Here is a 26623-nt window from a genome sequence, read left to right on the forward strand (position 1 = left end):
TCCTTGCGCTGGACGCAAGGAAGGGGGCCTTCATGTACCCCGGGGCGCATCGGGCGACGTTGCGAAAGCCACTTTCGCAACCCCTGCCTCGGTTCGGCTCCCTCATGCGACCCGAGGGCTCAGCGGTGCGGAACCGCCGCAGGAGTCCAGCCGCGGTAGTTGTTGAAGTAGTGCACGCTCGACGCGTGGCCGATCTTGCCGCCGATGCTGGTGGCGTAGATCCCGCCGGCGCCGTCGGCGATGCCGACGTGGCCCCACTGGCTGATGTTCCAGTACACGAAGGAGCCCTTCGGGGGCGTCCCGGTCGTGTGCTTCGGGCTCGCGCCGTTCCAGTGCGCGTTGGCCGAGGCCCAGACGCCGGTGGTCCCGTACGCGTTCTCGACGGCCTTCTCGCAGAGTCCCTGGTACGCGGTGGAGCCCATGCGGTTCTTGAACCACTGGACGGCGCCGGCGGGCGTGCCGTCGCCTGCACCCTGGATGGCCAGGTCGCCGTCGGACAGGGTGGTGAACGTCCCCGCGGCCGGGTTGATGTCGGCGGCGGTGATGGTGGCGGCCGTTTCGGGAGCGGCCGGAGCGGCCCCCGCGACCGGAGCCACGGCGAGGGCCGCGATGGCCAGCGCGGCGACGGAGGCCGGCTTCGCCACCTTGGCGAGGATGGTGCGCATGATCAGTACCTCCTGTTGAGGAATTACCAACAAGGAGAGCATCGCGTGATCAAGTACAAATTTCGTACAACTGGGTGTCGATGCTTGATGACTCAACGTAATGGAATATGCCGGAGGTGGGGTGCGTTGACGCCACTGCCAGCACATCTGGCAAAATCATCCGCTGAAGTCCGGCACCGGTTCACCCCGCACGGGGACCCGGGGCCAACGAGAGAGGACACCATGAAAAGCGGTATTCACCCCGAGTACGTCGTCACGCACGTGAACTGTGACTGTGGCAACGAATTCACCACGCGCAGCACCAAGACCTCCGGCAACCTCCACGTCGAGATCTGCTCGAACTGCCACCCGTTCTACACCGGCAAGCAGAAGCTCATGGACACCGGCGGCCGCGTCGCGCGCTTCGAGGCTCGCTACGGCAAGCGCAAGAAGGCCGAAGACGCCAAGTAGCTTGAACGACGGCGCCTACCCGCATGTCCGGGTAGGCGCCGTTTTTCATGGGTCTTAATCCGGGCAGTTGAGAGGTGGAGTGGTGGATTCGAGTTCGCTGAAGGGTCTGCTCGAAGAGCACGCCCAGCTGGAAGAGCAGCTGGCCGACCCGTCCGTGCACGCCGACCAGGCGCGCGCTCGCAAGCTCGGCCGCCGGTACGCGGAGCTGAGCCCCGTCGTCAAGACGGTCCGCGAGCTCGACACCGCCCGTGAAGACCTCGAGACGGCGAAGGAACTGGTGGCGGAAGACTCGGCCTTCGCGGCCGAGGCCGAGGAGATCTCCGCCAAGATCCCCGTGCTCGAGGCCAAGCTCACCGAACTGCTCCTGCCGCGCGACCCGTACGACGGTTCCGACGTGGTCATGGAGATCAAGTCGGGTGAAGGCGGCGAGGAATCGGCGCTGTTCGCCGGCGACCTCCTGCGCATGTACCTGCGCTACGCCGAGCGTCACGGCTGGAAGGCCGAGGTGCTCGACTCGGTCGACTCGGACCTCGGTGGCTTCAAGGACGTCACCGTGTCCATCAAGAGCCGTTCCGCCGAGGCCGACGGTGTCTGGGCGCGCCTGAAGTTCGAGGGCGGGGTGCACCGCGTGCAGCGCGTGCCCGCCACCGAATCGCAGGGTCGCATCCACACCTCCGCGTCCGGCGTGCTCATCTACCCCGAACCCGAGGACGTCGAGGTCGAGATCGACCCGAACGACCTGCGGATCGACGTCTACCGCTCGTCCGGCCCCGGCGGCCAGAGCGTGAACACGACCGACTCGGCCGTGCGGATCACGCACCTCCCGACCGGCGTGGTCGTCTCGTGCCAGAACGAGAAGTCGCAGATCCAGAACCGCGCCCGCGCCCTGCAGGTGCTGCAGGCCCGCCTCCAGGCGATCGCCGAGGAGGAGGCCGCCGCGAAGGCGTCGGACGCGCGCCGCTCGCAGGTCCGCACCGTCGACCGCTCCGAGCGGGTCCGGACCTACAACTTCGCCGAGAACCGCATCGCCGACCACCGGGTGAACTACAAGGCGTACAACCTGGACCAGGTACTCGACGGCGACCTCGATGGCGTGCTGGACGCGCTCATCACCGCGGACCGCGAAGAGCGGCTGGCCGCCCACTCGGGCTGAGGCGAACTAACCCGGCTCGGTGTAGAACGGATCGTCCTCCAGCGCGGTATGGACCGCACGGACGGACATGCTCACGCGCGAAAGCCTGTCGGTCACCTCGTGCGTGACCCTGCCGAGTGCCTCGTCGCCGCTTTCCCCTGCCAGAGCGGGGAAAGCCGACAACAGTACCGCCTCGCAAGGACCCGCGTCCGTGCTGATCCGGACCAGCGACGCCGATAGGTCGGCCGCGGGGCGGCCACACAGGTCCACGGCCAGCCGCAGGTCACCGGTGGGGACGTAGAGATGCACCCGCGAAATCACATCGGTTTCGGCGCGCGGGGTGAAATCGTGCCTGGTGACGTACGCGGGCTCGCGGGGATCGGTGCCGCCGACGGACGCCATCAGCGAATGGAGAGTGAATCCGTCCGCTCGGATGTCGTAGGCGTCGTAGCTTCCGTATTGCCCGGTCTCGGGCGTGCCGTGGATTTCGAAGAATTGCGCGTTCAGGCCGAAGTGGAAAAGCGCGGGCACCGCGGCTCGATGCAGGGTTTCGGCGGGATCTTCGCCGTCGGCAGGAGGCGTGCGATAGCCGACCGAGACCAGGTAACCAGTCCAGCCGCCTTCGGGGTCCGCCCGGCAGATCTCCAGCTCGGTGGCGTCGAACTCGCCGATGAGACGCTCGCCCAGCGCGGCGGCCGCGGCGAAGTCCTCGGTCTCGATATTCGCGGATATCCGCGTGACGACCGTCGTTTCCCGGAGATCCATGACTATCGCGTGAGCCCTTCACGAGTGCAGGTCTGTCAAGCCCGACGCGGGCTGAACGTCGTATGGAACGATACCCGTCCCGCAAGGGGGTGTCAGGGGCACGCGCGTTTGGACGCAGGTCGATGTGAACAGGAGAAGCATTCCCGGAAGATCGACATGCCGTACTCGCCGACGCGCTTTATGAAATATGCCGCGTACCGCGTTTCCGCGGTTCTCTGCGCGGATGCCTCGGTGACCGGAACGGAATCAGTCTGGCTCGAATTGTCCGAATGTCGTGGGTTTCAGGAGATCGCGGCGGCTTTTTCTCTGGTCTCGGAGTACTTTTCGGCGTCCGATTCGTTGTTGCGCCGCGGAAGGAACGAAAGCGCGGCGAAGGCTGCGGCGAGCAGGGTCGGGAAGATCGTCAGCTGCTGGTGCTTGATGTTCTCGATGCCTTCGGCGAGGCCGGAGACCAGGAACTGTCCCATCGCGAACAGCAGGAGCATGAGCACCACGATGCCCACGTCGCGGCGCCCGGTGCGGTTGCGGAAGGCGCGGAGCCCGGCCCAGCCGATGAGCAGCCAGATCGGCAGCAAGGCGAACAACCCCAGTGGCGCGATCCAGCCGGTGATCCCGGACAGCACCGGGACGCGGTACTCCTTGGCGAGCGGCGGCTGCCCGGCGTGTTCGCCGAAGCTGCCGAGGTTCGGCACCCGCGCGGTCAGCGTCTCCTGCGCGGACCGGTGCAGCATCTGGACCACGCGCCCCGGGTGATCGAGGTAGTACTGGGCGACGTTGCGGCGGCTGATCTTGTCGCGGTACTGGGCGTACTCGGGGTCGCGCCAGGCCGCGTTCGCGCTCCACCAGCCCGTGCCGATGTACTTCGCGAACTCGGGCGGGAGGCCCAGTGCGGCGAGGTCGGCGGTGGTGTCGTGCTTTCCGTCCACGATCCCGTTGAACACGACGTGGTACATGTTCGCCTCGCGGTACTCCGCGTTCGCCGAGTCGCCCGCCCCCTGCACGAGGGCCGTGCCCGTGCCGACGACGGCGAGCACCGCCAGCGGCAGGGCCCACCGGGCGAGGCCGCGGCTGCCCGCCGGGCGGACGAACAGCAGCGCGAGCGCGAACAGCGGGATCAGCAGGAGCGTCTGCGACTTCGCGTTGATGCCGATCATCGCGCCGAGCACGGTGACCGCGGCGCCGGTGTAGCGCCACGGTCCGGTGCGGTGCATGAGCAGCAACCCGCCGGCTAGCAGGAGCATCCCGACGAAGGCGGCGCCCTCGCTCAGCACCGAGGCGAAATATCCGAAGAAGGCCGAGTCCGCGGCGACCAGCAGCAGCGCGACCGTGGCGATGACGCTGTTCCGGACCGAGAGGCGCAGGCCGACGACGATCGCGGCGATCCCGCCCGCGACCAGCAGGCAGCCCAGCACGCCCAGTACCAGCAGGTTCAGGATCGCGGACGAGCCGAGCAGCTGCCCGATCTCGCTGGCGATCTTGTCGATCCAGCTCTGGCTGGAGATGTACTCGCTGTTGCAGGCCGGGGCGGAGCCGTAGGAGAAGCGGACGAAGTACTCCGAAGGCCTGTCGAGCTCGCGGGCGCCGAGCTGGCAGAGGATGCGCCAGCCGTCGCCGTTGTCCGCCATGCCGATCGGACGAGGAACCAGGAAACGGACGAGCAGCACCCCGAGCGCCGCGAAGAATACGCCAAGGGTCAGTCGGAGTTCCCGGATCTTCACCCGCGTCACCTTAGAAGATTCCGCAGGGTGCTCAGCTCGTACCCTCCTTGAAACCCCCGGTGAGGAACTTCCGGATCACGCCGAGCCATTCGTCGCGGGCTTCCACACCGATCCCGTGCCCGGCCTCGATCTCGACCAGTTCGGCGCCGGGGATCCCGGCCGCGAGTTCGCGGGAGTGGGCGGGCGGGGCGAGGCCGTCCAGCGAGGTGGCGACGACGAGGGTGGGGACCGAGATCCCGGCCAGTTCGGCGCGGGTGTCGACGTTCGCGACCAGCCCCACGTGCTCGGGGCTGCCCTCCGGGATGAATCCGGCGAGTCCTTCGATGGCGGCTTCGAGTTCCGAGGGTGTCAGTGCGTTCAGGTGCTTCTCACCGGTGGCGGCGAAGGTGAGGAACTTCGCCAGCAGCTTCCGGTCGCCTCCCAGCAGTTCGCGCCAGATGTCGACGGCCAGCAGGAGCCGGTTGTCCGGTTTCGTGAACCCGGCGGTCAGGATGAGCCCGGTGACCCGATCGGGGTGCCGGGTCGCCGCGCGGACGGCGACTCCGGTGCCGAGCGAGTAGCCGAGGATCGCGAAGCGTTCGAGGCCGGCGTCGACGGCGATGGAGACCAGTTCGTCCGCGACGGCGTCGAGGTCCAGCGGCTCGGTGCTGCGCGGCGTCGCCCCGGAGCCGGGGTAGTCGGGGCCGACGACGGTGTGGGTGCGGGCGAGGTCGTCGAGGATGCTCCCGAAGTTGCCCTCGACGCTGCCGCCACCGCCGTGGGCGAGCAACAGGCCGGGACCGGAACCGCGGACGACGTGCGCGAAATGATTGGTCATGCCGGCGACGTTAGGTATTGACATCGATGTGAAGGTCAAACTCGGATGACGGGGGTCACATGCTGATCGGCGAGCTGTCCCGGCGGACCGGCGTGAGCCAGCGGCTGCTGCGCTACTACGAGGAGCAGGGGCTGCTGGTCTCGCGGCGCGACTCCAACTGCTATCGCAGCTTCGACGAAGACGCGGTCACCACCGTGCGGCAGATCCGCGCGCTCCTCGCGGCCGGGCTGAGCACGCAGGTCATCGCGAAGGTGCTGCCGTGCGCGAACGGCGAATTGCCGGAACTCGATCTGTGCCCCACGGTCGTCGCGGAGATCCGGCGCGAACTGACCGAAATGGACGACCGCATCGACACCCTCCGGCGGCGGCGCGGGACACTGGCCGGATATCTCACCATCGACGCGTAGGAGAACTGTGGAAGCCCTGGCCAGATTCGGGTTCGAACTGGGTGTGCTCAAGCGGATCCGGCGGGCCGGATGGTGGCAGGCGGGGGTCCGCGATCCCGAATCGGTCGCCGAGCACACCATGCGGGTGGCGCAGCTGGCCGGGCTGCTCGCGGCCGAGGGCGGCGCCGACCCGGCGAAGGCGGCGTACCTCGCGCTCTGGCACGACACGCAGGAGACGCGGACCGGCGATCTTCCGCACACGATCAAGGGTTTCGTAGAGAAGCCGGACCCGCGGGCGATCACCGCCGCGCAGACGTCGTCGCTTCCCGGCGCGGCGCGTGACTCGGTGCGTGGCGCCGTCGACGAGTACGAGTCCGCGGAAAGTCCGGAGGCGCTCTACGCGCGCGACGCGGACAAGCTCGAGATGTTGCTTCAGGCCGTCGAATACCGCGATGTCGGTGTACGGAACGTAGACGAGTGGATCGCTTCGGCGACGAAGAGCCTTCAGACCGACCTCGCGCGGCGTGTGGCCGAAGCGGCGCTCACGCTGTCGTCGCTCTCGTGGCGGGTGAGGTGAAAGGAATCGATACGCTGGGCCCGCGTGTATCGACCCCGGCACGCGTGCCTCGTGTGTCAGGCTTGACTCTGTGAAGGAACACCAGTGAACCGGCAGCCGTTGCGCCTCGCCATCATGGAAGCGACCCGCATCCTCACCGAGGCCGGTGTGGCGTCACCGCGTTCGGACGCGGAACTGATCGCCTCCCATGTCCTCGGCGTCGAACGCGGCCGCCTGCCGATGGTGCCGCTGGTGGACCCGCCCGTCATCGACGCGATCGGCCAGCTCGTGAACCAGCGGGCCAAACGGATCCCGCTGCAGTACCTCACCGGCTGGGCCGCGCTCGGCGACATCACGGTCAACGTCGGCGCCGGGGTGTTCGTCCCGCGGCCGGAGACCGAACTGCTCCTGGAATGGGGCCTCAAACTGCTGCACGGGCGCGAGTACCCGGTCGTGGTCGACCTGTGCACGGGATCGGGCGCGCTGGCGCTGGCCGTGCAGCACGCGCGGCCGGACGCCGTCGTCTACGCGGTCGACATCGACGCGCAGGCGCTCGCGTGGGCCCGGCACAACGCGGACGTCCACGCCGACGCGGGGGACACGCCCATCCGCCTGTACTCCGGCGATGTCGCGGACAGCACGATGTTCGCCGAACTCGACGGGCTCGTCGACCTGGTCCTGTGCAACCCGCCGTACGTTCCCGAAGGCACGCCTGTGCCGACGGAGGTCGCGGAGCACGACCCGCCGCGCGCGGTGTTCGCGGAGGAGAGCGGGCTGGCGGTGATCCGGCACGCGATCGCCGCGGCCGCGCGGCTGCTGCGGCCCACCGGCGGGATGGCGATCGAGCACGACGACACGCACGGCTCCGCCGTCCCGGCGCTCGTGCGGGCGCGACGGGTGCTGACCGACGTCCAGGGCCACCTCGATCTCGCCGGACGGCCGCGGTTCGTCACCGCCTTGCGGGTCTCCTGACCCCTCGCATTCAGTCCTCTGGATGCGGTACTCGGGGGATAGTTAGCGAGACTCACGACTTCCGGCGGTGCCCACGGCAAAGCCCACCTCCTAACGTCGATCACGGCCGCCTCCTCGGCGGTCCGACTGGGAGGTGTACCCCGATGCGATCGTCTCTCCGACGAGCCCCACTCAGAACACTCGCCGTCCTCGCCACCGTCGCGCTGCTGCCGGGTCTGGTCGCCCAACCCGCGTCCGCCGCGGTACCGGTGCAAGGCTGGCCCGCCCCGATCGACGGGTCGACCTGGGAGAACCAGGACCATATGACGTGGGACGACTACCGCAAACCGCCCGGCACGAACTGGGCCGATCCCGCGCTGAAGCCGACGAAGCGGATGTTCAAGGGCGCCGTGGTGCTCGCGGACTACCCCGATCAGGAGTTCGCGGTCACGCAACCGACGCATTCGACGGTGTTCGGCAACCCCGGGCCCGCCGCCAGCAACATCCCCCGCGCGAACGTCGCGAAGTTCTACCAGGACTTCCTCAACAAGCCGCAGGCCATCAACCGCGGCCACACCATCAACGAGTACTGGATGGAGGACTCCGGCGGCAGGATGGGGGTCGAACTGACCGCGTTCGGACCGTATCGCCTGCCCGGAAAGTCCTTCGAATACGGCATGGAGTTCCAGCCCGACGCCTGTCCACCGGACGCGAACTGCAAGCGTGACCTGCGTGCCGACGCGGGCGCGGCCTGGCGGGCGGACGTGGGAGACGTCGCCAAGCAGTTCGACTTCATCTTCTACCTTTCCGCCGGCCAGGACGAGAGCGCGACCTGGCAGGAATTCGGCGTGATGAAGTTCGGCGAGCCGGGGAACGTGCCCGACGAATTCGGCCCCGGTGTCGCGGGAATGCCGAACGCCGCGTCCACCCGGTACGTTCCGTGGACGTCGTGGAAATCGGCGGCGAGTATCTGGCCGAACGCTGTCACCGGTTCCTCGACCCAGGCGGAAAGCTCGGGCCAGGCGGTTTACGCGCACGAATTGAGCCACATTCTCGGCATCGGCGACAATTACAACAACCCGTTCGGCACCCCGCTGTCCAGGACCTACACCGGTCCATGGGAGATGATGTCGCGCGGCAGCTTCAACGGACCCGGCGGCCCGCACACGCGCTGGCAGATCCCGGCGACGCAGGGTGGCTCGATGGGGTCGCACCACATGCTGCGCACCAAGATGAAGCTCGACATCATCGATCCCGAGGACGTCCTCAAACTCGACCGGAACCAGCTCGCCACGACCGGCCCGGTTTCGGCGAGGGTCACGGCGCGTTCGGTCCTTCCCGGACAGGGCGCCTACAGCGGCATCAACATCGCGCTGACCGGCGGGGATCTTTCGCCGAAATGCGACCGGTCCAAGGATCCGTTCTGTGACGGCGGTGGATACCACAATTACACCGTCGAGGTCGTCGACCGGATGGGCAGCGATTCCTTCGCCCCCGATTCCGGGGTCATCATCGCGAAGACGAAGAACCAGGACAACGCGCCGTTCGAATGGATCGTCGACGCGAATCCGGCCGACATCGGCATGACCGACTACAAGAAACCGGACGGCACCGCGGTGCCGATCACGATCGGCGACTACCGCCAGCTCAACGACGCGGCGTTCAAGGCGGGTACCGGTTCCGCGAGCAAGTACGAGTACACCGACGAGGCGAACAGGCTGAAGTTCCTCGTCTCGGACGTCGAGCGCGACCGCAAGGGCGTGCTGTCCTACGTCGTCACGGTGGCTTCGCTCGACGGCGCGGGCTCGCGGGCCAGGGGCGTTTCGCTGTGGCCGTCGGCCCCGGCGTTCGCCAAGCAGGGTCTCGCCAGCTGCTCGTTCCCGGTGCTCAACACCGGTGACGCGAAGGGCGCCGTGGCGCCGTTCAACACCGACACCTACCGCCTGAGCGCGTCCACCAACGCGAAGGGCTGGGAGGTGCGGCTGCCGAACGAGCTGTCCACCGTCCCGTTCGGCGGGCGGTCTTCAGCGACGGCCCACGCCAAACGGGCCGCGGGCGGTGACCACGTCGCGCATGTCAAGTTGACCGCGACGTCGATCGCGGATCCGGCGAAGACGGCGACGTCGTTCTGCACCGCGTTCGCCTTCTGACGGGAGCGGCCGACGCTATGAAAGGTCCTTTACTTGCAAAATTTGCAAGTAAAGGACCTTTCATAGCACCCCTGGGAGGTGAGATCCGGGCCGCGAACCCACAGCGCTAGGCTCAGGCGCCATGAGCGCGGTGTACGACTGCAGCAAGCATGAATCCCGGGCCGACGGGCTCGCCGCGGCGGCGAGCGCGGTGCGTTCCAGCCGTCTCGTCGTCCTCCCGACCGACACGGTCTACGGCATCGGCGCGGACGCCTTCGACAGCGGCGCAGTCCAGTCCCTGCTCCGCGCCAAGAACCGCGGCCCGGACATGCCGGTCGGCGTCCTGGTCGGCTCCTGGTCCACTGTGGACGGACTCGTGCTCGGCACGCCGCCGCAGGCCCGCGCGCTCATGGAGGCGTTCTGGCCCGGCGACCTCTCCATCGTCCTGCCGCACGCGCCGAGTCTGCAGTGGGATCTGGGGCAGTCACGCGGAACGGTGATGCTGCGCATGCCGCTGCACCCGGTCGCGCTGGAACTGCTGCGGGACGTCGGCCCGATGGCGGTCTCCAGCGCCAACGTCTCCGGGCAGCCGCCCGCCTCCACCGCGCAGGAGGCCGTCGACCAGCTCGGCGACAGCGTCGCGGTGTACCTCGACGGCGGATCCACCGGCGAGCCCGTTCCGTCCACGATGGTCGACCTCACCGGCGACGACCCGGTCATCCTGCGGGAGGGCGCGGTCAGCCGGGCCGCCGTCGCGGAAGTACTGGGCGTGCCCGCGGAGTCACTGGCCTAGGACCGTTGGCCGCCGTATCCCCCTGGCGCGGTAGCGTGTTCGAGTGACTTGGACCTCGGTGGCGTAACGCATCATGCCTCCTACGCAAGGCCTCCCGATCCGGGAGTACATCCTCGTCGCCCTCACCGCGGCGGCCGTGACCTTCCTGCTCACCGGCGTCGTGCGCCGGGTCGCCATCCGGATCGGCGCGATCGCCAACCCGCGGGCCCGCGACGTCCACGTCACCCCGATCCCGCGGATGGGCGGTATCGGCATCTTCCTCGGTGTCGCCGCCGCGATGGGGCTCGCGCACCAGCTGCCCGCGCTGAGCCGCGGCTTCGACTTCTCCTTCGATTCGCTGGGCGTCCTGCTCGCCGCGGGCGTGATCTCCCTGATCGGTGCCCTCGACGACCGGTTCGAGCTGGACGCCTGGACGAAACTGGCGGGCCAGGTCATGTGCGCCGGGATCCTGGTGATCTTCGGGGTGCAGTGGGTGTCGTTCTGGGTGCCGTGGGGCGGCGGTGGCGAGTCGTTCGGCCAGGTGCTGGTGCTGGACAAGAACCAGGGCGCGCTGCTGACCGTCGTGCTGGTGGTCGTCATGGTCAACGCGATGAACTTCGTCGACGGCCTCGACGGGCTCGCCGGAGGCCTCGGCTTCATCGCCGCCGCGGCGACGTGCTCCTTCTCCCTCGGCCTGCTCGACTCCTCGGGTGGTGACGTCGGCGCGTACCCGCCCGCCCTCATCGCCGCCACGCTCGCCGGGGCCTGTCTGGGGTTCCTGCCGTACAACTTCCAGCCCGCGAAGATCTTCATGGGCGACTCGGGTTCGATGATGATCGGCCTCATGCTGGCGGGTGCGACGACGTCCGCGTCGGGCCGCGTGCCCTATCCGCAGTTCAGCGGTAAGGACGCCCTCGCGCTGCTCTCGCCGCTCGTCGTGGTCGCCGCGGTGCTGTTCGTGCCGATGCTCGACCTGATCATGGCGGTCATCCGCCGCACCCGTCGCGGCGAGAGCCCGTTCGCCGCGGACAAGATGCACCTGCACCACCGCCTGCTGGAGATCGGCCACTCCCAGCGCCGCGCGGTACTGCTCATCTACTTGTGGGCGGGCCTGCTCGCGTTCGGCGCCGTTTCGGTCACGCTGTTCGACAGTGCCGCGGTCTTCTGGATCGTCGGGTTCGGTTTCCTGCTGGCGACCCTGGTGTCGATCGTGCCGAGGCTGCGGTCCCGGAACCGGACCGTCTGAACGGCCGCATCGGCGCGGGCCTACACTGGCGGGCTGAGACGACCAGGGAGTTTTCTGTGAGCGAGACCGAGAAGACCGTCGAGGCGGAGGAGAACCCTCACGCCAAGGTGGTCCTGCAGGCGGCCAACGCGATGACGAAGGCTTCCCTGAAGCTGGTTCCGCCCGCGGTGCTGATCTGCATCGTGGTGTTCACCATCCTCAATGGACTCCCGGGCCTGCTCGGCTCGGTCGTCGGTGGCGTGCTCGCCATCGTGTCCGCCCTCGCGACGCTGGGCCTGATGCGCTTCAGCGCCGGCATGGACCCGATGTTCGTGATGGTGATCGCTCTCGGTGGTTACGTGCTCAAGATCGTCCTCCTGTTCGGGGCGCTGACGCTGCTGCGCGGAGTGAGCTCGATCCACCCGATGGCCTTGGGCGTCACCATGATCGTCGCGATCCTCGTGGCCGCCGCGGTGGAGTTCGCCGCCTTCCGCAAGACCAAGATCCCGACGATCATCCCCGCTTCCCGCTGAGCGCGGGACCGAGGTCCTGACCTGGGGTGGGACCTAGGTCCTCGGCCGATCGGGGGCAATGTAGTACGCCTGTACGGCCCGCCGGTACCCCCTGATATGGTCCGCGTATGGGCGGCGGCCTCGGTCGCCGGCTCCTGATGACGAACCCCGAACAGCAGTGTGGCGACGGCGTTGAATCGTCCCTCTTACCCGCTGGTAGGCGTCTGTCTCCCGGGAGCACTGCATCGAGAATCCTCGTGTGCGGAACGTGAAGCCGTGTTCAGCACATCGTGGGGTGGCCGCCTCCGACGGCCCGATACGTGTCGGGTACGTTAAGTCCAGATCGTGACGATTCCCCCGGCGGAGTGAACGCCGGCCGGGAGAACCGGAAGGAGCCCAGTGGGCGCGCTGGTACTAGCCGAGGGTGCGGAGTTCGCGCCGCCTGGTGTCAAAGACTTCAACCTGCCGCCGTTGTTCGGTTCCGGCTATTGGTTGAGCTTCACCAAGCCGATGCTGCTGGTGATCATCTCCCTGATCATCATCGTCACCTACTTCATGGTGACGTCGCGCCGCCTCAAGGTCGTCCCCGGCAAGGGACAGTTCATCGCCGAAAGCATTTACAACTTCGGCCGCAACAACATCGCGCGTGAGCAGATCGGATCGGCCGACTTCAAGCCGTTCATTCCGCTGATCCTGGGGCTGTTCAGCTTCGTGCTGGTGAACAACCTGTTCGGGATCATCCCGTTCTTCCAGTTCCCGACCATGGCCCGAATCGGCTTCCCGGTCGCCCTCGCGTTCCTTGTCGTTTACCCGGTGTACCACTACGTCGGGTTCAAGCGCCACGGATTCAAGGGTTACCTCAAGAAGGAACTGGCTCCGGCGGGTATTCCCGGATTCGTTCTGCCGCTGTACTCCACCATCGAGTTCGCGCAGAAGTTCTTCATCGCACCGGCCACTCTGGCCATCCGAGTCTTCGCGGCGATGTTCGCCGGGCACCTCATCATCATGGTCTTCACGCTCGGCGGGAGTTTCCTGCTGACCGAGGGCGAAGGCATCGTGAAGGTCGCGTCGCCGGTGGCGTTCCTCTTCGCCATCGCGATGACGTTCCTGGAGGCCTTCATCCAGATCCTGCAGGCGTACATCTTCGCGCTGCTGTCCGCAGGGTACATCGGCGCCGCGCTGGCGTCGGAGCACTGAGAAACACCAAAAGCCCCCGATCCGCGTGAGTCGCGCGGACCGAGTTTGAAGGGAAACGCACGTGAGCAACATCGTTCTTGCGCAGGCCGCCACCGAGGCCGTCAGCATCAACAAGGGTCTTGCCGCCATCGGTTACGGCCTGGGCGCGATCGGCCCCGGTATCGGTGTGGGTCTCATCTTCGCCGCGGTCATCAACGGAACCGCCCGTCAGCCGGAGGCCCAGGGCAAGCTCCAGGGCATCGCCTTCTCGACCTTCGTGCTGACCGAGGTGCTCGCGCTGATCGGTATCGTCATCTACTTCCTCGCCTCCGCCTAGGGCTGAGTTCCGCTCATCGCTTAAGGAGACGTTGTGCTGAAGACCGAATTGGTGTTGGCCGCCGAAGAGGCGCCCAACCCGATCGTGCCGCACGTTCCCGAGCTCATCCTCGGGTTCATCGCCTTCCTTCTGCTGCTGTTCGTTCTGAAGAAGTACGTCGTCCCGCGTTTCGAGACGGCTTACGAGGAGCGGACCAAGCTGATCGAGGGTGGCATCGAGCGGGCCGAGAAGGCTCAGGCCGAAGCCGAAGAAAACCTTGCGCAGTACAAGGCGCAGCTGGCGGAAGCCCGTTCCGAGGCCGCGAAGATCCGCGACGACGCCCGGCTCGAAGCCGAGCAGATCAAGGCGGAGCTGCGGGCCGAGGCGGAGTCCGAGTCCCAGCGCATCGTCGCCCAGGGCCAGGCTCAGCTGCAGGCCCAGAAGGCGCAGATCATCGCCGAGCTGCGCGCCGAACTCGGCCGCAACTCCGTCGAGCTGGCCAGCCGCATCGTCGGCGAGTCGCTCGCGGACGACGCGCGCCGTCACGGCACCGTGGACCGGTTCCTTGCCGAGCTGGAGACCGCGGGCGCCTCCAACGGAGCGGGAAAGTAGACCAGAATGACGCTGCATGCTGCGAGCCGTGAAGCGCTCGACCTCGCCGAGAAGCGTCTCGGCGAGGTTCTGGCCGCCGCGGGTACCGACCCGGCGACGGTCGGCGACGAGCTGCTTTCGGTCGTCGCCCTGCTGGACCGGGAGATCGGCCTGCGCCGGGCCGTCGCCGACGGTTCGGCCACGCCCGAAGCCCGGATCGGCCTCGCCCGCGGGATCCTCGCGGGCAAGGTTTCCGAGCCGGCCCTGCAGGTGCTCGACTCCGTGGCGGGCAGCCGCTGGTCGAGCCCGCGCGAACTGACCGACGGGCTCGAGGCCCTCGGCCGCTCGGCGCTGCTCACCAGTGCGGAGAAGTCCGGGAACATCGACGCTGTCGAAGACCAGTTGTTCCGGGTCACTCGTATCGTTGCGGGTGCACCGGAGCTCGAACAGGCCCTGGCCGACCTGACCGCTCCCGCCGAGGCGAAGCGGACCCTCGTCCGCACCCTGTTCGCCGACAAGGTGGACGTGGTCACCAAGACCCTCGTCGAGCAGGTCGTCCTGCGCGCCAAGGGCCGCGGGGTCGCCAACGCCCTCGAGCGGCTGGTCCAGCTGGCCGCGGAACGCCGTCAGCGCTCGGTCGCCCAGGTGACCAGCGCGAGCGCGCTGTCCGACGAGCAGCACGCTCGGCTGAGCGAGAAGCTCAACGCCCTTTACGGGCGGCAGCTCGCGCTGCACGTCGAGGTCGACCCGTCACTGGGCGGCGGACTGGTCGTCCGCGTCGGCGACGAGGTCATCGACGGCAGCACCGCGGGGCGTATCGACGCCCTGCGTCGCCGCCTGGCCGGCTGACCCACAACAACGACTTTGCACACTGGCACGAACGAAGCGAGAGCGGGATTGAAATGGCGGAGCTGACGATCTCCTCGGATGAGATCCGTAGCGCGATCGAGAACTACGTCTCGAGTTACGCCCCGGACGTGAGCCGGGAAGAAGTTGGCGTCGTCATCGACGCCGGTGACGGTATCGCCCACGTCGAGGGGCTTCCCTCGGCGATGGCCAACGAACTGCTCGAGTTCCCCGGTGGGGTCCTCGGCGTGGCGCTGAACCTGGACGCGCGTTCCATCGGTGCCGCGATCCTCGGTGACTTCGAGACCGTCGTCGAAGGCCAGGAAGTCAAGCGGACCGGTCAGGTCCTCTCGGTTCCGGTCGGCGAGGGCTACCTCGGCCGGGTCGTGAACCCGCTGGGCGCCCCGATCGACGGCCTCGGCGAGATCGAGACCACCGGCCGCCGCCCGCTGGAGGTCAAGGCCGCTTCGGTGGTCGAGCGCCAGCCGGTGTCGGAGCCGCTGCAGACCGGTATCACCGCCATCGACGCGATGACCCCGATCGGCCGTGGCCAGCGTCAGCTGATCATCGGTGACCGCAAGACCGGTAAGACGGCCGTCGCGGTGGACACGATCATCAACCAGAAGGCCAACTGGGAGTCCGGCGACCCGAAGAAGCAGGTCCGCTGCATCTACGTCGCGGTCGGCCAGAAGGGCTCCACGATCGCCGCGGTGAAGAAGTCCCTCGAGGACGCCGGCGCGATGGAGTACACCACCATCGTCGCGGCCCCCGCGTCGGACTCCGCCGGCTTCAAGTGGATCGCGCCGTACACCGGCTCGGCCATCGGCCAGCACTGGATGTACGAGGGCAAGCACGTCCTGATCGTGTTCGACGACCTGACCAAGCAGGCCGACGCCTACCGCGCGATCTCGCTGCTGCTGCGTCGCCCGCCGGGCCGTGAAGCCTTCCCCGGCGACGTCTTCTACTTGCACTCCCGTCTCCTCGAGCGGTGCGCGAAGCTCTCGGACGAGCTGGGCGCGGGCTCGCTGACCGGTCTCCCGATCATCGAGACCAAGGCGAACGACGTGTCGGCCTACATTCCGACGAACGTCATTTCGATCACCGACGGTCAGTGCTTCTTCCAGTCGGACCTCTTCAACGCCGGTCAGCGCCCGGCCATCGACGTGGGTATCTCGGTCTCCCGCGTGGGTGGTGCCGCGCAGGTCAAGGCGATGAAGGACGTTTCGGGTTCGCTCCGTATCGACCTGTCGCAGTACCGCGAGCTGGAGGCCTTCGCGGCCTTCGCTTCGGACCTCGACGACGCGTCGAAGGCGCAGCTCGAGCGTGGTGCCCGTCTGTACGAGGTGCTCAAGCAGCCGCAGTACTCGCCGATCCCGGTCGAGGAGCAGGTCGTCACGGTGTACCTCGGCACGAACGGTCACTTCGACACCGTTCCGACCGAGGACGTGCGCCGCTTCCGCGACGAGTTCGTCGACTCCGCGCGTCGCAAGCACGGAGAGCTCCTCAAGGACATCCGCGAGTCGGGCAAGTTCTCCAAGGAGACCGCCGAAGGGCTGGTCGACGCGGTGAACGAGTTCAAGAAGGAGTTCACCACCTCCGAGGGCAAGAGCCTGGTCGAGGTCTCCGACGCGATGGACGCCGAGAAGGTCGGGCAGGAGACCGTCAAGGTCAACAAGCCCGCCCCGAAGAAGTGAGCTGATAGCTCATGGCCGCACAACTCCGAGAACTCCGGTCGCGTATCAAGGCGACCAAGTCCATCGGCAAGATCACCAAGGCGATGGAGCTCATCGCCACCGCGCGCATCACCAAGGCGCGGGCGAAGGTCGCGGCTTCCCGGCCGTACTCGGACGAGATCACGAACGTGCTCTCGGCCCTGGCCGGAGCCTCGGCGAACCTCGACCACCCGTTGCTGGTCGAGCGTCCGAACCCGAAGCGCGCGGCGGTCCTCGTGATCACCAGCGACAAGGGTCAGTGCGGTGGGTACAACTCCAACGTGCTGAAGGCGACCGAGGAGCTCCTCACGCTGCTGCGTGAGCAGGGCAAGGAGCCGGTGCTGTACGTGACCGGCAACAAGGGCCTGAGCTTCTACAAGTTCCGCGGGCGTGAGGTGGCCGAAAGCTGGACGGGATTCTCCGACCAGCCCGGTTACGTCAACGCCGCGGAGGCCGGTGAGCTCATCGTCGAGTCGTTCCTGAACGGCGCCGACGACGAGTCGGGCAACGCCGACGGCATCCTGGGTGTCGACGAGATCCACGTCGTCTACACCGAGTTCGTCTCGATGCTCACCCAGCGTCCCGTCGCCAAGCGCGTCGCGCCGCTCGAGGTCGAGTACACCGAGGGCGAAGAGGAGAAGCCCGACAGCCTGCTCCCGAGCTACGAGTTCGAGCCCAGCGCCGAGAAGCTGCTCGCCGCGTTGCTGCCGAAGTACATCAACACGCGGCTCTTCGCGGCGATGCTCGAGTCGGCGGCGTCCGAACTCGCGGCCCGCCGTACCGCGATGAAGGCGGCGTCGGACAACGCGAACGAACTGGTGAACACGCTGACGCGGGAGGCGAACCAGGCCCGCCAGGCGCAGATCACCCAGGAGATCTCCGAAATCGTCGGTGGGGCGAACGCTCTCACCGCAGCAGGAAGTGATGACTGATGACCAGTACTGAAGCCCGTGCCAAGGGGCGCATCGTCTCGGTGACCGGCCCGGTCGTCGACGTCGAATTCCCGCGCGGTTCCGTTCCCGACCAGTTCAACGCGCTCAAGGTCGAAATCGAGTTCGAGCAGCTGCGCAAGACGGTGACGCTCGAGGTCGCCAGCCACCTCGGTGACAACCTCGTCCGCACCATTTCGCTCCAGCCGCAGGACGGCCTCGTCCGTGGCGCCGAGGTCACCGACACCGGCGGCCCCATCACGGTGCCGGTGGGCGACAAGGTCAAGGGCCACGTCTACAACGCGCTCGGCGAGTGCCTGGACGAGCCGGGCTACGGCGATGACCTCGAGCGCTGGGGCATCCACCGCAACCCGCCCTCCTTCGACCAGCTCGAAGGCAAGACGGAGATGCTGGAGACCGGCCTCAAGGTCGTCGACCTGCTGACCCCGTACGTGCAGGGTGGCAAGATCGGCCTGTTCGGCGGTGCCGGCGTCGGCAAGACGGTGCTCATCAAGGAGATGATCACCCGTGTCGCCCGGAACTTCGGTGGTACCTCGGTGTTCGCCGGTGTCGGCGAGCGCACCCGTGAGGGCAACGACCTCTTCCTGGAGATGTCCGAGGACGGCGTCATCAACGACACCGCCCTCGTCTTCGGTCAGATGGACGAGCCGCCGGGCACCCGTATGCGGGTCGCGCTGTCCGCGCTGACCATGGCGGAGTACTTCCGCGATGTGCAGAACCAGGACGTGCTGCTCTTCATCGACAACATCTTCCGGTTCACCCAGGCCGGTTCCGAGGTGTCGACCCTGCTGGGCCGTATGCCTTCGGCCGTGGGTTACCAGCCGACGCTGGCCGACGAGATGGGTCAGCTCCAGGAGCGGATCACCTCGACCCGTGGTCGTTCGATCACCTCGATGCAGGCGATCTACGTCCCCGCGGACGACTACACCGACCCGGCCCCGGCGACGACGTTCGCCCACCTGGACGCCACCACGGAGCTTTCCCGTGGCGTGTTCCAGAAGGGCATCTTCCCGGCGGTGGACCCGCTGGCGTCGACGTCGACCATTCTCGACCCGGCCATCGTCGGTGAGGACCACTACCGCGTGGCCTCCGAGGTCATCCGGATCCTGCAGAAGTACAAGGAACTGCAGGACATCATCGCGATCCTCGGTATGGACGAGCTGTCGGAAGAGGACAAGCTGACCGTTCAGCGCGCGCGCCGCATCGAGCGGTTCCTGTCGCAGAACATGCTGGTCGCCGAGGCCTTCACCGGTCAGCCGGGCTCGACCGTGCCGCTGTCGGAGACCATCGAGTCCTTCGACCGCATCACCAAGGGCGACTTCGACCACTACCCGGAGCAGGCGTTCCTGGGTATCGGTGGCCTCGAAGACCTCGAGAAGAAGTACAAGGAAATCACCAAGAAGTGATGTTCCGATGAGCGGCGGGATCAGTGTCTACTGTGGACGCTGGTCCCGTCGTTCGCATAGCGGGATCGTTGACTATTACACTCGGTGCCAGCACCTGAGGTGAAGGGAAGCTACGTGGCTGAGATTTCTGTCGAGCTGGTAGCCGTCGAGCGCCGTCTGTGGTCCGGTACCGCCACGTTCGTGGTGGCGCAGACCACCGAGGGCGAGATCGGCATCATGGCCGGTCACGAGCCGGTTCTCGGCCAGCTCGTCGAGGGTGGCGTCGTCAAGGTGACGACCACGGACGGCGAGACCGTGACCGCCGCGGTGCACGGCGGGTTCCTGTCGGTCACCGCGACCGGCGTGAGCATCCTCGCGGAGAGCGCGGAGCTTTCGCACGAGATCGACGTCGACGCGGCCAAGAAGGCGCTGACCGGCGAAGACGAGCAAGAGCGGGCCAGGGCGACCGCCCAGCTCCGCGCGGCCGGTCAGTCAGTCTGACCGGGCGAAGGACAGGGGCCGGGCCGTGGAAATCGCCGTGGGTGTTCTCGGGGCCCTGACCATCCTGGCCGTCGTCGTGGCCTGGTATTCGTTGCGGTGGGTCCGGATGCGCCGCGGTGGTGGCGTGAGTGTCGCCCTGCGGTGGCGTCCGGACGAGGCGCGGTCCAGCTGGCATCTGGGGCTGGGCCGCTACGAGGGCGACGAGTTCGTCTGGTTCCGGGTGTGGAGCCTGCGGACCGGCCCGGACCGGGTCTTCCAGCGGGCGAGTATGGAGATCGCGGACCGGCGCGATCCCTCCGGCACGGAGGCGTACGCCGTCCCTGAAGGTTCGATCGTCCTGCGGTGTGAGTCCGCCACGCAGGAGGCGATCGAGATCGCGATGGGTCCCGGTGCCCTCACCGGCTTCCTGTCCTGGCTGGAGTCGGCCCCGCCGGGCCGCCGTCTCCCGCGCGCTTCCTGAGTTACGCCCCCGATCACGCGAGTTCGCCGTTCAATCACGCGAGTTCGCTCTCTGATCACGCGAGTTCGCCGTTCGAGCACGCCGTATGCTCACGCCGTGACCATCGTCGACATCCCCGGTTCGAAGTCGATCACCGCCCGAGGCCTGTTCCTCGCGGCCGCCGCCCACGGGACGACCGTGCTGGGGAGGCCGCTGCGTTCGGATGACTCCGAGGGCTTCGCCGAAGGCCTTCTCAAGCTCGGCTACCAGGTCTCGCGCTCCGAGTCGGAGTGGACCATTTCCGGTAGGCCCGAGGGCCCCGCCGCCGCCAGCGCCGACGTCTTCTGCCGCGACGGTGCCACCACCGCGCGTTTCCTGCCCGCGCTGGCCGCCGCCGGGCACGGCACCTTCCGCTTCGACGCCTCCGAGCAGATGCGCGCCCGGCCGCTGGGGCCGCTGACCGACGCGTTGCAGGAGCTGGGCGTCGACCTGGCCTTCGAAGGCTCGCCGGGGCACCATCCGCTCGTCGTGCGGGCCGACGGGATCAAGGGTGGGGAGCTGACGCTGGACGCGGGGCTGTCGTCCCAGTTCCTGACCGCGTTGCTGCTGGTCGGGCCGCTGACCAAGGAGGGCCTGCGGATCACCGTGACGGACCTCGTTTCGGTGCCCTACGTCGAGATCACCATCGCGATGATGCGGCGCTTCGGCGTCGAGGTCGTCCGGGACGGCGACACGTTCGTCGTGCCGCCCACGCCGTACCGGGCTTGCCGCTACGAGATCGAGCCCGACGCATCGACGTCCAGCTACTTCTTCGCGGCCGCCGCGCTCACCGGCAACTCGGTGACCGTGCCGGGCCTGGGTGACGGTGCTCTGCAAGGAGATCTGGCCTTCGTCGAGGTCCTGCGGCAGATGGGCGCGGACGTCGAGGTGGGCCCGGACGCCGTGACCGTGACCGGGACGGGCGGGCTGCGCGGCGTCACGGTGAACATGCGCGACATCTCCGACACCGTGCCGACGCTCGCGGCCATCGCGCCGTTCGCGGACGGGCCGGTGCGGATCGAGGACGTCTACAACACGCGGATCAAGGAATGCGACCGGCTCGCGGCGTGCGAAGAGAACCTGCGCGCGATGGGCGTCTCGGTCGAGACGGGGCGGGACTGGATCGAGATCCAGCCGGGCGTGCCGACGGGGTCGCTGGTGAAGTGTCGACGGGACCACCGGATCGCGATGGCGTTCAGCGTCACGGGACTGCGGACGCCGGGGATCACGCTGGACGACCCGGGTTGCGTGAAGAAGACGTTCCCGGGATTCCACGACGCTCTCGCTTCGCTGCGGGGTTCCTGGGGCATTTAGTCCTCTGAAGGCGGCTCGCGGAAACATGGGATCATCACGAAGCGGCATTTCTACCGCGTTCCCGACGTGATCCCCGTCTATTCTCGGCCTATGACTCAGAGCGAGGACGCGAACCGCTGGAGCCACCTTCCCGAGTCCGTGTCCCTGGAGGACACGATCACGATGAAGGCGATCGACCCGGGTAAGGACGGAACGCCCGAAGTCGACCTCGAGCGCTATTGGGCAGCACAGGAACAGGGCTGAACATGAGCTGAAGGACGCTTTCACCGCATCGGATGCGGTGAAAGCGTCCTTCAGCGAGTCTTACGCGGTGAAAGCGTCCTTCAGCTCGCCCCGCCCGGCTGCCACAGGATGTCGCCGTCCGGGTTCGCCAGCCGCGACAGGATGAACAGCAGGTCCGAGAGCCGGTTCAAGTACTTGATCGCCAGCTGGTTCGTCGCGGCCTGCTCGGCCTCGAAAAGCGCCCAGCCGGAGCGCTCCGCCCGCCGCGTGACCGTGCGGGCCTGATGCAGGAACGCCGCCCCCGGGGTGCCGCCCGGCAGGATGAACGACGTCAGCTTCGGCACACGCTCGTTGAACTCGTCGCACCAGCCTTCCAGCCGCTCGATGTACCGCTCGGTGATCCGCAGCGGCTCGTACGGCGGGTTCTCCACGATCGGCGCGCACAGGTCCGCGCCGACGTCGAAGAGATCGTTCTGCACCGCACGCAGCACCTGCGTGATTTCCTCGGGGAGACCACCCATCGCGAGCGCGAGCCCGATGACGGAGTTGGTTTCGTCGACGTCGGCGTACGCGCCCAGCCGTGGCGACGTCTTCGGCACGCGGGAGCCGTCGCCGAGCGCCGTGGTGCCGTTGTCGCCGACCTTCGTGTACACGCGGTTGATGCGTACGACCATGGAGCCGACTCTACCGGCCCGGCGTAAGGCAAATCCGGGCGAGAGGGCATGATTGGCGCCCATGAGCGAGCACTTCGACGTGCACGGCGGAGCTCGGCTGGTCGGCGAGGTCGACGTGGTCGGGGCCAAGAACAGCGTCCTGAAACTGATGGCCGCGGCCCTGCTGGCCGAGGGTACGACGACCATCACGAACTGCCCCCAGATCCTGGACGTCCCGCTGATGGGCGACGTCCTGCGCAGTGTCGGCTGCGACGTCGTCATCGACGGCGACACCGCCAAGATCACCACCCCGGCCGAGCTGTCGCACCGGGCCGATTCGGCCGCGATGGGCAAGCTGCGCGCGTCGGTGTGCGTGCTGGGCCCGCTGGTCGGGCGGCTCAAGCAGGCCGTCGTGGCGCTTCCGGGCGGCGACGCCATCGGTTCCCGTCCGCTGGACATGCACCAGAACGGCCTGCGGAAGCTGGGCGCCACCAGCACCATCGAGCACGGCTGCGTCGTGGCGAAGGCCGACGGGCTGCGCGGCGCGCAGATCTGGCTGGACTTCCCGAGTGTCGGCGCCACCGAGAACATCCTGATGGCCGCCGTGCTCGCCGAGGGCACCACGGTCATCGACAACGCCGCGCGCGAGCCCGAGATCGTCGACATCTGCACGATGCTGACCGAGATGGGCGCGAAGGTCGAAGGCGCGGGCACCTCGACCCTCACCGTCGAGGGCGTCGAGAAGCTGCACCCCACCGAGCACCGCGTGATCGGCGACCGGATCGTCGGCGCGACCTGGGCGTTCGCCGCCGCGATGACCAGGGGCGACCTGACCGTCCGCGGCGTCAACCCGCACTACCTCGACCTGGTGCTCGACAAGCTCCGCCTGGCGGGCGCCGAGGTCGAGACGTTCGACGGCGAAGGGTTCCGCATCGTCCAGAACGAGCGCCCGAAGGCCGTCGACTGGGTGACGCTGCCGTACCCCGGTTTCGCGACCGACCTGCAGCCGTTCGCCGTCGCGCTGTCCGCGGTCTCCGAAGGCACGTCGATGATCACGGAGAACATCTACGAGGCCCGGTTCCGGTTCATCGAAGAGATGATGCGGCTTTCCGGCGACGCGCGCACCGACGGCCACCACGCCGTCGTGCGGGGCGTGGAGAAGCTGTCGAGCGCTCCGGTGTGGGCCGCGGACATCCGTGCCGGCGCCGGGCTGGTCCTGGCCGGGCTCTGCGCGGACGGCGTCACCGAGGTCTGGGACGTCTTCCACATCGACCGCGGTTACCCGCACTTCGTGGAGAACCTGAACCGGCTCGGCGCCAGGATCGAGCGCGTGGCGGGCGAGCCGGACCGGGCGTGATCAGGGCAGGGCGACGAACGGCGCGAGGAAGTCACGCGACGACGGCGAGTCCAGCCGGTAGGTGACGTTGGTGGCGTAGCAGGGCCCGTCGCCGGTGATGGTCGTCGACACCAGGACGCGCTTGCCGCCGATGGTGGCGAAGTTCGGTCCGCCGGAGTCGCCGTAACAGGCGCCGCCGTTGCCCTGGGGTGCCGTCATCCCGAGCCGTACCCAGGTGTTGTTCAGCGCGTTGAAGGTGACCGGTGCCTTCATCCGGACTCCGCCGCCCGGATGGGTGTGCCCGCCCGGCCCGTTCACGGCTTCCTGCGTGCCGTAGCCGGCGACCACGAACGGCGTCGAGTTCAGCCCCTGCGGCCCGAGCGCGTCGAGCTGGCCGGCGCTCGGCAACGTGGCCGGAGTGAAGCTCCAGCGTGCGGCGATCTGCTTCGCGGGCACCTGGACGACGGCGATGTCGTGCGAGTCGGCCGAGTTGCCGGGGTAGCCGGGCTCGTTGTGCGCGACCCCTTCCACGGCGACGGCCTTGGCGATCGCCGCCGGGTCGCCGGGGTACTTGTTCGCCGCCGCGTCGAGACCCGCTTGCACGTCCTGGTCGAGCGAGACGAAGAACCGCACGTTGGCGGGCCAATCGCTGGTGCAGTGCGCGGCGGTGAGGAAGGTGTCGGCGTCGACCATCGTGCCGGAGCACACCCAGTCGACCCGGTCGGGTGTGGCGGGGTCGCCGTCGTTGTCCCAGGTCGCGACGAGGGCGCCGACCTCCGTGCGCTCGGGTGCGGGCGTGGCGTTGTAGGAGTTGATCGCCGGCGCGGCGGTGGCGCTGCCCAGCAGCAGGGCGGCTGCCATCGCCGCGACGGTGACGGCGGGGGTGAACCTCACGAACGGCCTCCTCGTCTCGTGCTTCAGGAGTCGGGATTCAACGTGGTGGACGCCCGAAAGTCATCCGCCGAAAGTAGTCACGCGTCCCTGCGCCGCCGGGTCCCCGCGTACAGCGCGGCACCAGCGGCCAGCGAACCCAGCCCGGTCAGCAGTACGGGCTCGAGATCGAAACCGGTCTTGGCCAGCGACGGGGGACTCGCGACCGCGCTGACGGCGCGAGGTGCGGCGGCCGCGGCGGGGGCCGCCACCGGCACGACCGCGGGACGAACGACTTCGCCCTGCGGTCCCCCGCGTGGGGGAGTCTCGGCAGGCGGGTTCGTGGCGGGCGGTGTCCGGTCCGGCACACAGGCGGTGTGCGCGGGGTTGCCGCGCCCGACGCCGTGGTTGCGGTCGCATTCGTAACCCGCGTTGGCGTCCGAGCCTCCTGGCAGCTGTCCGGGCGGGTTCTTGTTGTCGGCCTTGCCGACGCAGCCGGCGCAAGGCTTCCCGGCGGCTTCACCGCCGCCGTTGCCGTTGGCCGACGGCGCACCGTCGCGGGTGGAGTCATAGGGCCCGTGCTTGTTGGCGCCGTGCCCGGAGAAGTCCGCTTTGGACGGAGGCTGCGGTTTGGTGGTGTCCTGGGCGCGTCCCGGCGGAGTACCGCCGTTGCCGCGCTCGCCGGCGTCGGCGGGGGCCGTGCCGAGAAGAAGGAGGGAGAAGGCGGCTCCGGCCAGAACGCCGTAGGTCTTCTTGTTCATCGAAGCCTCCTAAGGTCGCGCCATTGCGACATCCGGAGTATCGCGTAAACGACCGAAGGGGTTACTCGAACACGAGAGCCGCGCCGAACCCGACCAGCGCGGTGCCGGTGACGCCGTCGAGTGCGCGCCGGACCTTGCGGCGTTCCAGCCAGGCCCGCACGCGGTGTACGAAGAACAGCAGCAGAAGCTGGGCGATGGTGCCCGCCGCCGCGATCGTGTACGCCAGCAGCAGGGCGTCGCCGGTGCCGGTTACGCCCGGGGTCAGGAACTGCGGCAGTACCGACAGGTACAGCACGAGGACCTTCGGATTGGTGAAGTTGGAGAGGAAACCCTCGCGCCAGCGGCGGAACCCGCTCCGGGCGGCGGCGGTCTCGGCGAGACGGCCGTAGTCGCCGCGGAAGGCGCCGATCAGGGCCCGGACGCCGAGGTAGCAGAGGTAGGCCGCGCCCGCCCATTTCACGGCCTCGAACACCGGCCGCGAGTTCATGATGACCGCGCCGAGGCCGAGCGCCGCCGCGGTCGCCTGCGCGAGGTTCGCGACGCCGATGCCGAAACAGGCCCAGCCGCCACCGCGGACACCGCCGGACAGTGCGTTCTTCAGCACCACCATGTTGTCCGGGCCGGGAACGAGCGCCAGCGCCAGCATCATCAGCGCGAAACCGCCGTAGGCACCCCAGGTCATGATTCGAACACCAAAGCCGCGCCGAACCCGACCAGCGCGGTGCCGGTGACGCCGTCGAGTGCGCGCCGGACCCTGCGGCGTTCCAGCCAGGCCCGCACGCGGTGCACGAAGAACAACAGCGTCAGCAGCCAGACCGCGCCCAGTACCGCGACGGTGTAAGCGAGCAGCAGCGCGTGCCATGCTGACGTCGTCGCCGGATCGAGGAACTGCGGCAGCACCGACAGGTAGAGCACGAGGACCTTCGGGTTGGTGATGTTGGAAAGGAAGCCCTCACGGAAGCGGCGGAATCCGCTCGACCGTTGCTGCTTCACCGCCGCGACGCCGGAGTAGTCGCCTCGCCACGCGCCGCGCAGCGCCTGGAAACCGAGGAAGACCAGGTAGGCGGCACCGACCCATTTGAGCGTCATGAACACCGGCTGCGACTGCGCGATGACGACGCCGAGACCGAGCGCGGCGGCGGTGCCCTGGACGGCGTTGGCCACGAAGATCCCGGCCGTGGTGAGGAAACCGCCGCGGGTGCCGCCGGAGAGCGAGTTCTTGAGCATCACCATCGTGTCCGGCCCCGGCGCGAGGACGATCAGGACGACGATGACCAGATAGCTGCTGTACGAACTCCACGTCACGGTCACCCACGCTAGACGCCGGGCACGGGTGAGTCTCGCGGATTTCGGTCACAGTCCAGGGCATGGCCGAGGTGGGCGTGGGCCCGGGTGGGTCGTGAGTGGCGATTCGGGTTCTGGCCAGGGTGTCTC

30 protein-coding genes are annotated in these 26623 nt (G+C 68.1%); 21 read left to right on the top strand and 9 right to left on the bottom strand.

Annotation, left to right across the window (positions count from 1 at the left end):
- Window positions 1-119: 119 nt before the first annotated feature.
- Window positions 120-665: a CHAP domain-containing protein gene (locus ACFVM3_RS32575; RefSeq protein ID WP_378443752.1), complete on the bottom strand. Its 546-nt coding sequence runs from the start codon at window positions 663-665 to the stop codon at window positions 120-122.
- 222 nt (window positions 666-887) lie between these two features.
- Here ACFVM3_RS32575 and rpmE point away from each other — a divergent pair, with 222 nt between their 5' ends.
- Entirely contained in the window at window positions 888-1115 is a 228-nt protein-coding gene (gene rpmE, locus ACFVM3_RS32580) for a 50S ribosomal protein L31 (RefSeq protein ID WP_007028345.1), read from the top strand.
- 82 nt (window positions 1116-1197) lie between these two features.
- The gene (prfA, locus tag ACFVM3_RS32585; RefSeq protein WP_378443753.1) at window positions 1198-2268 is read left to right on the top strand and encodes a peptide chain release factor 1; all 1071 of its coding nucleotides are present in this window, start codon (window positions 1198-1200) and stop codon (window positions 2266-2268) included.
- 6 nt (window positions 2269-2274) lie between these two features.
- On the opposite strand, the gene ACFVM3_RS32590 is transcribed toward prfA, so the two are convergent.
- From ACFVM3_RS32590 to ACFVM3_RS32600, 3 genes are all read right to left on the bottom strand, one after another.
- Complete coding sequence (locus ACFVM3_RS32590) at window positions 2275-3012, bottom strand: hypothetical protein (protein ID WP_378443754.1); 738 nt, start codon at window positions 3010-3012, stop codon at window positions 2275-2277.
- Window positions 3013-3293: 281 nt separating this feature from the next.
- Window positions 3294-4730, bottom strand: coding sequence for a hypothetical protein (locus ACFVM3_RS32595; protein ID WP_378443755.1), 1437 nt, complete (start codon window positions 4728-4730; stop codon window positions 3294-3296).
- A 31-nt stretch (window positions 4731-4761) separates the two neighbouring features.
- A complete protein-coding gene (locus tag ACFVM3_RS32600; protein ID WP_378443756.1) occupies window positions 4762-5547 on the bottom strand; it encodes an alpha/beta fold hydrolase in 786 nt (261 codons plus the stop codon).
- Between the two features lie 59 nt (window positions 5548-5606).
- On the opposite strand from ACFVM3_RS32600, the gene ACFVM3_RS32605 reads away from it, so the two are divergent.
- The 18 genes from ACFVM3_RS32605 (at window position 5607) to ACFVM3_RS32690 (ending at window position 21590) form a co-directional block, all read left to right on the top strand.
- Window positions 5607-5954 carry a MerR family transcriptional regulator gene (locus tag ACFVM3_RS32605; protein ID WP_378443757.1) on the top strand — a complete coding sequence of 116 codons (348 nt, stop codon included), beginning with the start codon at window positions 5607-5609 and terminating at the stop codon, window positions 5952-5954.
- A gap of 7 nt (window positions 5955-5961) precedes the next feature.
- Window positions 5962-6510: an HD family hydrolase gene (locus ACFVM3_RS32610; protein ID WP_378443758.1), complete on the top strand. Its 549-nt coding sequence runs from the start codon at window positions 5962-5964 to the stop codon at window positions 6508-6510.
- Window positions 6511-6594: 84 nt separating this feature from the next.
- The gene (gene prmC / locus ACFVM3_RS32615) at window positions 6595-7461 is read left to right on the top strand and encodes a peptide chain release factor N(5)-glutamine methyltransferase (RefSeq protein WP_034308966.1); all 867 of its coding nucleotides are present in this window, start codon (window positions 6595-6597) and stop codon (window positions 7459-7461) included.
- Window positions 7462-7604: 143 nt separating this feature from the next.
- Window positions 7605-9590 carry a M6 family metalloprotease domain-containing protein gene (locus ACFVM3_RS32620; RefSeq protein WP_378443759.1) on the top strand — a complete coding sequence of 662 codons (1986 nt, stop codon included), beginning with the start codon at window positions 7605-7607 and terminating at the stop codon, window positions 9588-9590.
- Between the two features lie 121 nt (window positions 9591-9711).
- Window positions 9712-10362 (top strand): L-threonylcarbamoyladenylate synthase, encoded by a 651-nt coding sequence (locus ACFVM3_RS32625; RefSeq protein WP_192743229.1) that lies wholly within the window; start codon window positions 9712-9714, stop codon window positions 10360-10362.
- Window positions 10363-10435: 73 nt separating this feature from the next.
- Window positions 10436-11587, top strand: a complete 1152-nt coding sequence (locus tag ACFVM3_RS32630; RefSeq protein WP_219148842.1) for a glycosyltransferase family 4 protein — start codon at window positions 10436-10438, stop codon at window positions 11585-11587.
- A 56-nt stretch (window positions 11588-11643) separates the two neighbouring features.
- Window positions 11644-12099: a hypothetical protein gene (locus ACFVM3_RS32635; protein ID WP_063277148.1), complete on the top strand. Its 456-nt coding sequence runs from the start codon at window positions 11644-11646 to the stop codon at window positions 12097-12099.
- A 378-nt stretch (window positions 12100-12477) separates the two neighbouring features.
- Window positions 12478-13275 carry a F0F1 ATP synthase subunit A gene (gene atpB, locus ACFVM3_RS32640; protein ID WP_378443760.1) on the top strand — a complete coding sequence of 266 codons (798 nt, stop codon included), beginning with the start codon at window positions 12478-12480 and terminating at the stop codon, window positions 13273-13275.
- A 61-nt stretch (window positions 13276-13336) separates the two neighbouring features.
- Window positions 13337-13591, top strand: coding sequence for an ATP F0F1 synthase subunit C (locus ACFVM3_RS32645; RefSeq protein ID WP_063277150.1), 255 nt, complete (start codon window positions 13337-13339; stop codon window positions 13589-13591).
- Window positions 13592-13624: 33 nt separating this feature from the next.
- A complete protein-coding gene (locus ACFVM3_RS32650; RefSeq protein WP_378443761.1) occupies window positions 13625-14182 on the top strand; it encodes a F0F1 ATP synthase subunit B in 558 nt (185 codons plus the stop codon).
- 6 nt (window positions 14183-14188) lie between these two features.
- A complete protein-coding gene (locus ACFVM3_RS32655; protein WP_378443762.1) occupies window positions 14189-15010 on the top strand; it encodes a F0F1 ATP synthase subunit delta in 822 nt (273 codons plus the stop codon).
- Between the two features lie 53 nt (window positions 15011-15063).
- Entirely contained in the window at window positions 15064-16701 is a 1638-nt protein-coding gene (gene atpA, locus ACFVM3_RS32660) for a F0F1 ATP synthase subunit alpha (protein ID WP_378443763.1), read from the top strand.
- Window positions 16702-16712: 11 nt separating this feature from the next.
- Complete coding sequence (locus ACFVM3_RS32665; protein WP_378443764.1) at window positions 16713-17651, top strand: F0F1 ATP synthase subunit gamma; 939 nt, start codon at window positions 16713-16715, stop codon at window positions 17649-17651.
- Window positions 17651-19075, top strand: coding sequence for a F0F1 ATP synthase subunit beta (gene atpD, locus ACFVM3_RS32670; RefSeq protein ID WP_125673800.1), 1425 nt, complete (start codon window positions 17651-17653; stop codon window positions 19073-19075). The genes ACFVM3_RS32665 and atpD overlap by 1 nt, the downstream gene beginning before the upstream one ends.
- Window positions 19076-19189: 114 nt before the next feature.
- Window positions 19190-19555 carry a F0F1 ATP synthase subunit epsilon gene (locus ACFVM3_RS32675; protein ID WP_034309272.1) on the top strand — a complete coding sequence of 122 codons (366 nt, stop codon included), beginning with the start codon at window positions 19190-19192 and terminating at the stop codon, window positions 19553-19555.
- Between the two features lie 25 nt (window positions 19556-19580).
- Window positions 19581-20015 (top strand): DUF2550 domain-containing protein, encoded by a 435-nt coding sequence (locus ACFVM3_RS32680; protein ID WP_039915170.1) that lies wholly within the window; start codon window positions 19581-19583, stop codon window positions 20013-20015.
- 96 nt (window positions 20016-20111) lie between these two features.
- Window positions 20112-21347 carry a 3-phosphoshikimate 1-carboxyvinyltransferase gene (gene aroA / locus ACFVM3_RS32685; RefSeq protein ID WP_378443765.1) on the top strand — a complete coding sequence of 412 codons (1236 nt, stop codon included), beginning with the start codon at window positions 20112-20114 and terminating at the stop codon, window positions 21345-21347.
- 90 nt (window positions 21348-21437) lie between these two features.
- Window positions 21438-21590, top strand: coding sequence for a hypothetical protein (locus tag ACFVM3_RS32690; protein WP_233598867.1), 153 nt, complete (start codon window positions 21438-21440; stop codon window positions 21588-21590).
- 80 nt (window positions 21591-21670) lie between these two features.
- Here the strand turns inward: ACFVM3_RS32690 and ACFVM3_RS32695 are convergent, their stop codons facing one another.
- Window positions 21671-22243 (bottom strand): cob(I)yrinic acid a,c-diamide adenosyltransferase, encoded by a 573-nt coding sequence (locus tag ACFVM3_RS32695; RefSeq protein WP_378443766.1) that lies wholly within the window; start codon window positions 22241-22243, stop codon window positions 21671-21673.
- A gap of 61 nt (window positions 22244-22304) precedes the next feature.
- On the opposite strand from ACFVM3_RS32695, the gene murA reads away from it, so the two are divergent.
- Entirely contained in the window at window positions 22305-23579 is a 1275-nt protein-coding gene (gene murA / locus ACFVM3_RS32700) for a UDP-N-acetylglucosamine 1-carboxyvinyltransferase (protein WP_192743220.1), read from the top strand.
- Here murA and ACFVM3_RS32705 read toward each other — a convergent pair whose 3' ends face one another.
- The 4 genes from ACFVM3_RS32705 to ACFVM3_RS32720 all read right to left on the bottom strand — a co-directional run bounded on the left by ACFVM3_RS32705 (window position 23580) and on the right by ACFVM3_RS32720 (window position 26494).
- Window positions 23580-24452 carry a trypsin-like serine protease gene (locus ACFVM3_RS32705; RefSeq protein ID WP_378443767.1) on the bottom strand — a complete coding sequence of 291 codons (873 nt, stop codon included), beginning with the start codon at window positions 24450-24452 and terminating at the stop codon, window positions 23580-23582.
- 77 nt (window positions 24453-24529) lie between these two features.
- Window positions 24530-25189 (bottom strand): LPXTG cell wall anchor domain-containing protein, encoded by a 660-nt coding sequence (locus ACFVM3_RS32710; protein WP_378443768.1) that lies wholly within the window; start codon window positions 25187-25189, stop codon window positions 24530-24532.
- A gap of 61 nt (window positions 25190-25250) precedes the next feature.
- Entirely contained in the window at window positions 25251-25871 is a 621-nt protein-coding gene (locus tag ACFVM3_RS32715) for a LysE family translocator (RefSeq protein ID WP_378443769.1), read from the bottom strand.
- A complete protein-coding gene (locus ACFVM3_RS32720; RefSeq protein ID WP_378443770.1) occupies window positions 25868-26494 on the bottom strand; it encodes a LysE family translocator in 627 nt (208 codons plus the stop codon). Before ACFVM3_RS32720 ends, ACFVM3_RS32715 begins: the two co-directional genes overlap by 4 nt.
- Window positions 26495-26623 lie beyond the last annotated feature (129 nt).

It is taken from the genome of Amycolatopsis sp. NPDC057786 (assembly GCF_042797905.1).
GTDB lineage: Bacteria > Actinomycetota > Actinomycetes > Mycobacteriales > Pseudonocardiaceae > Amycolatopsis.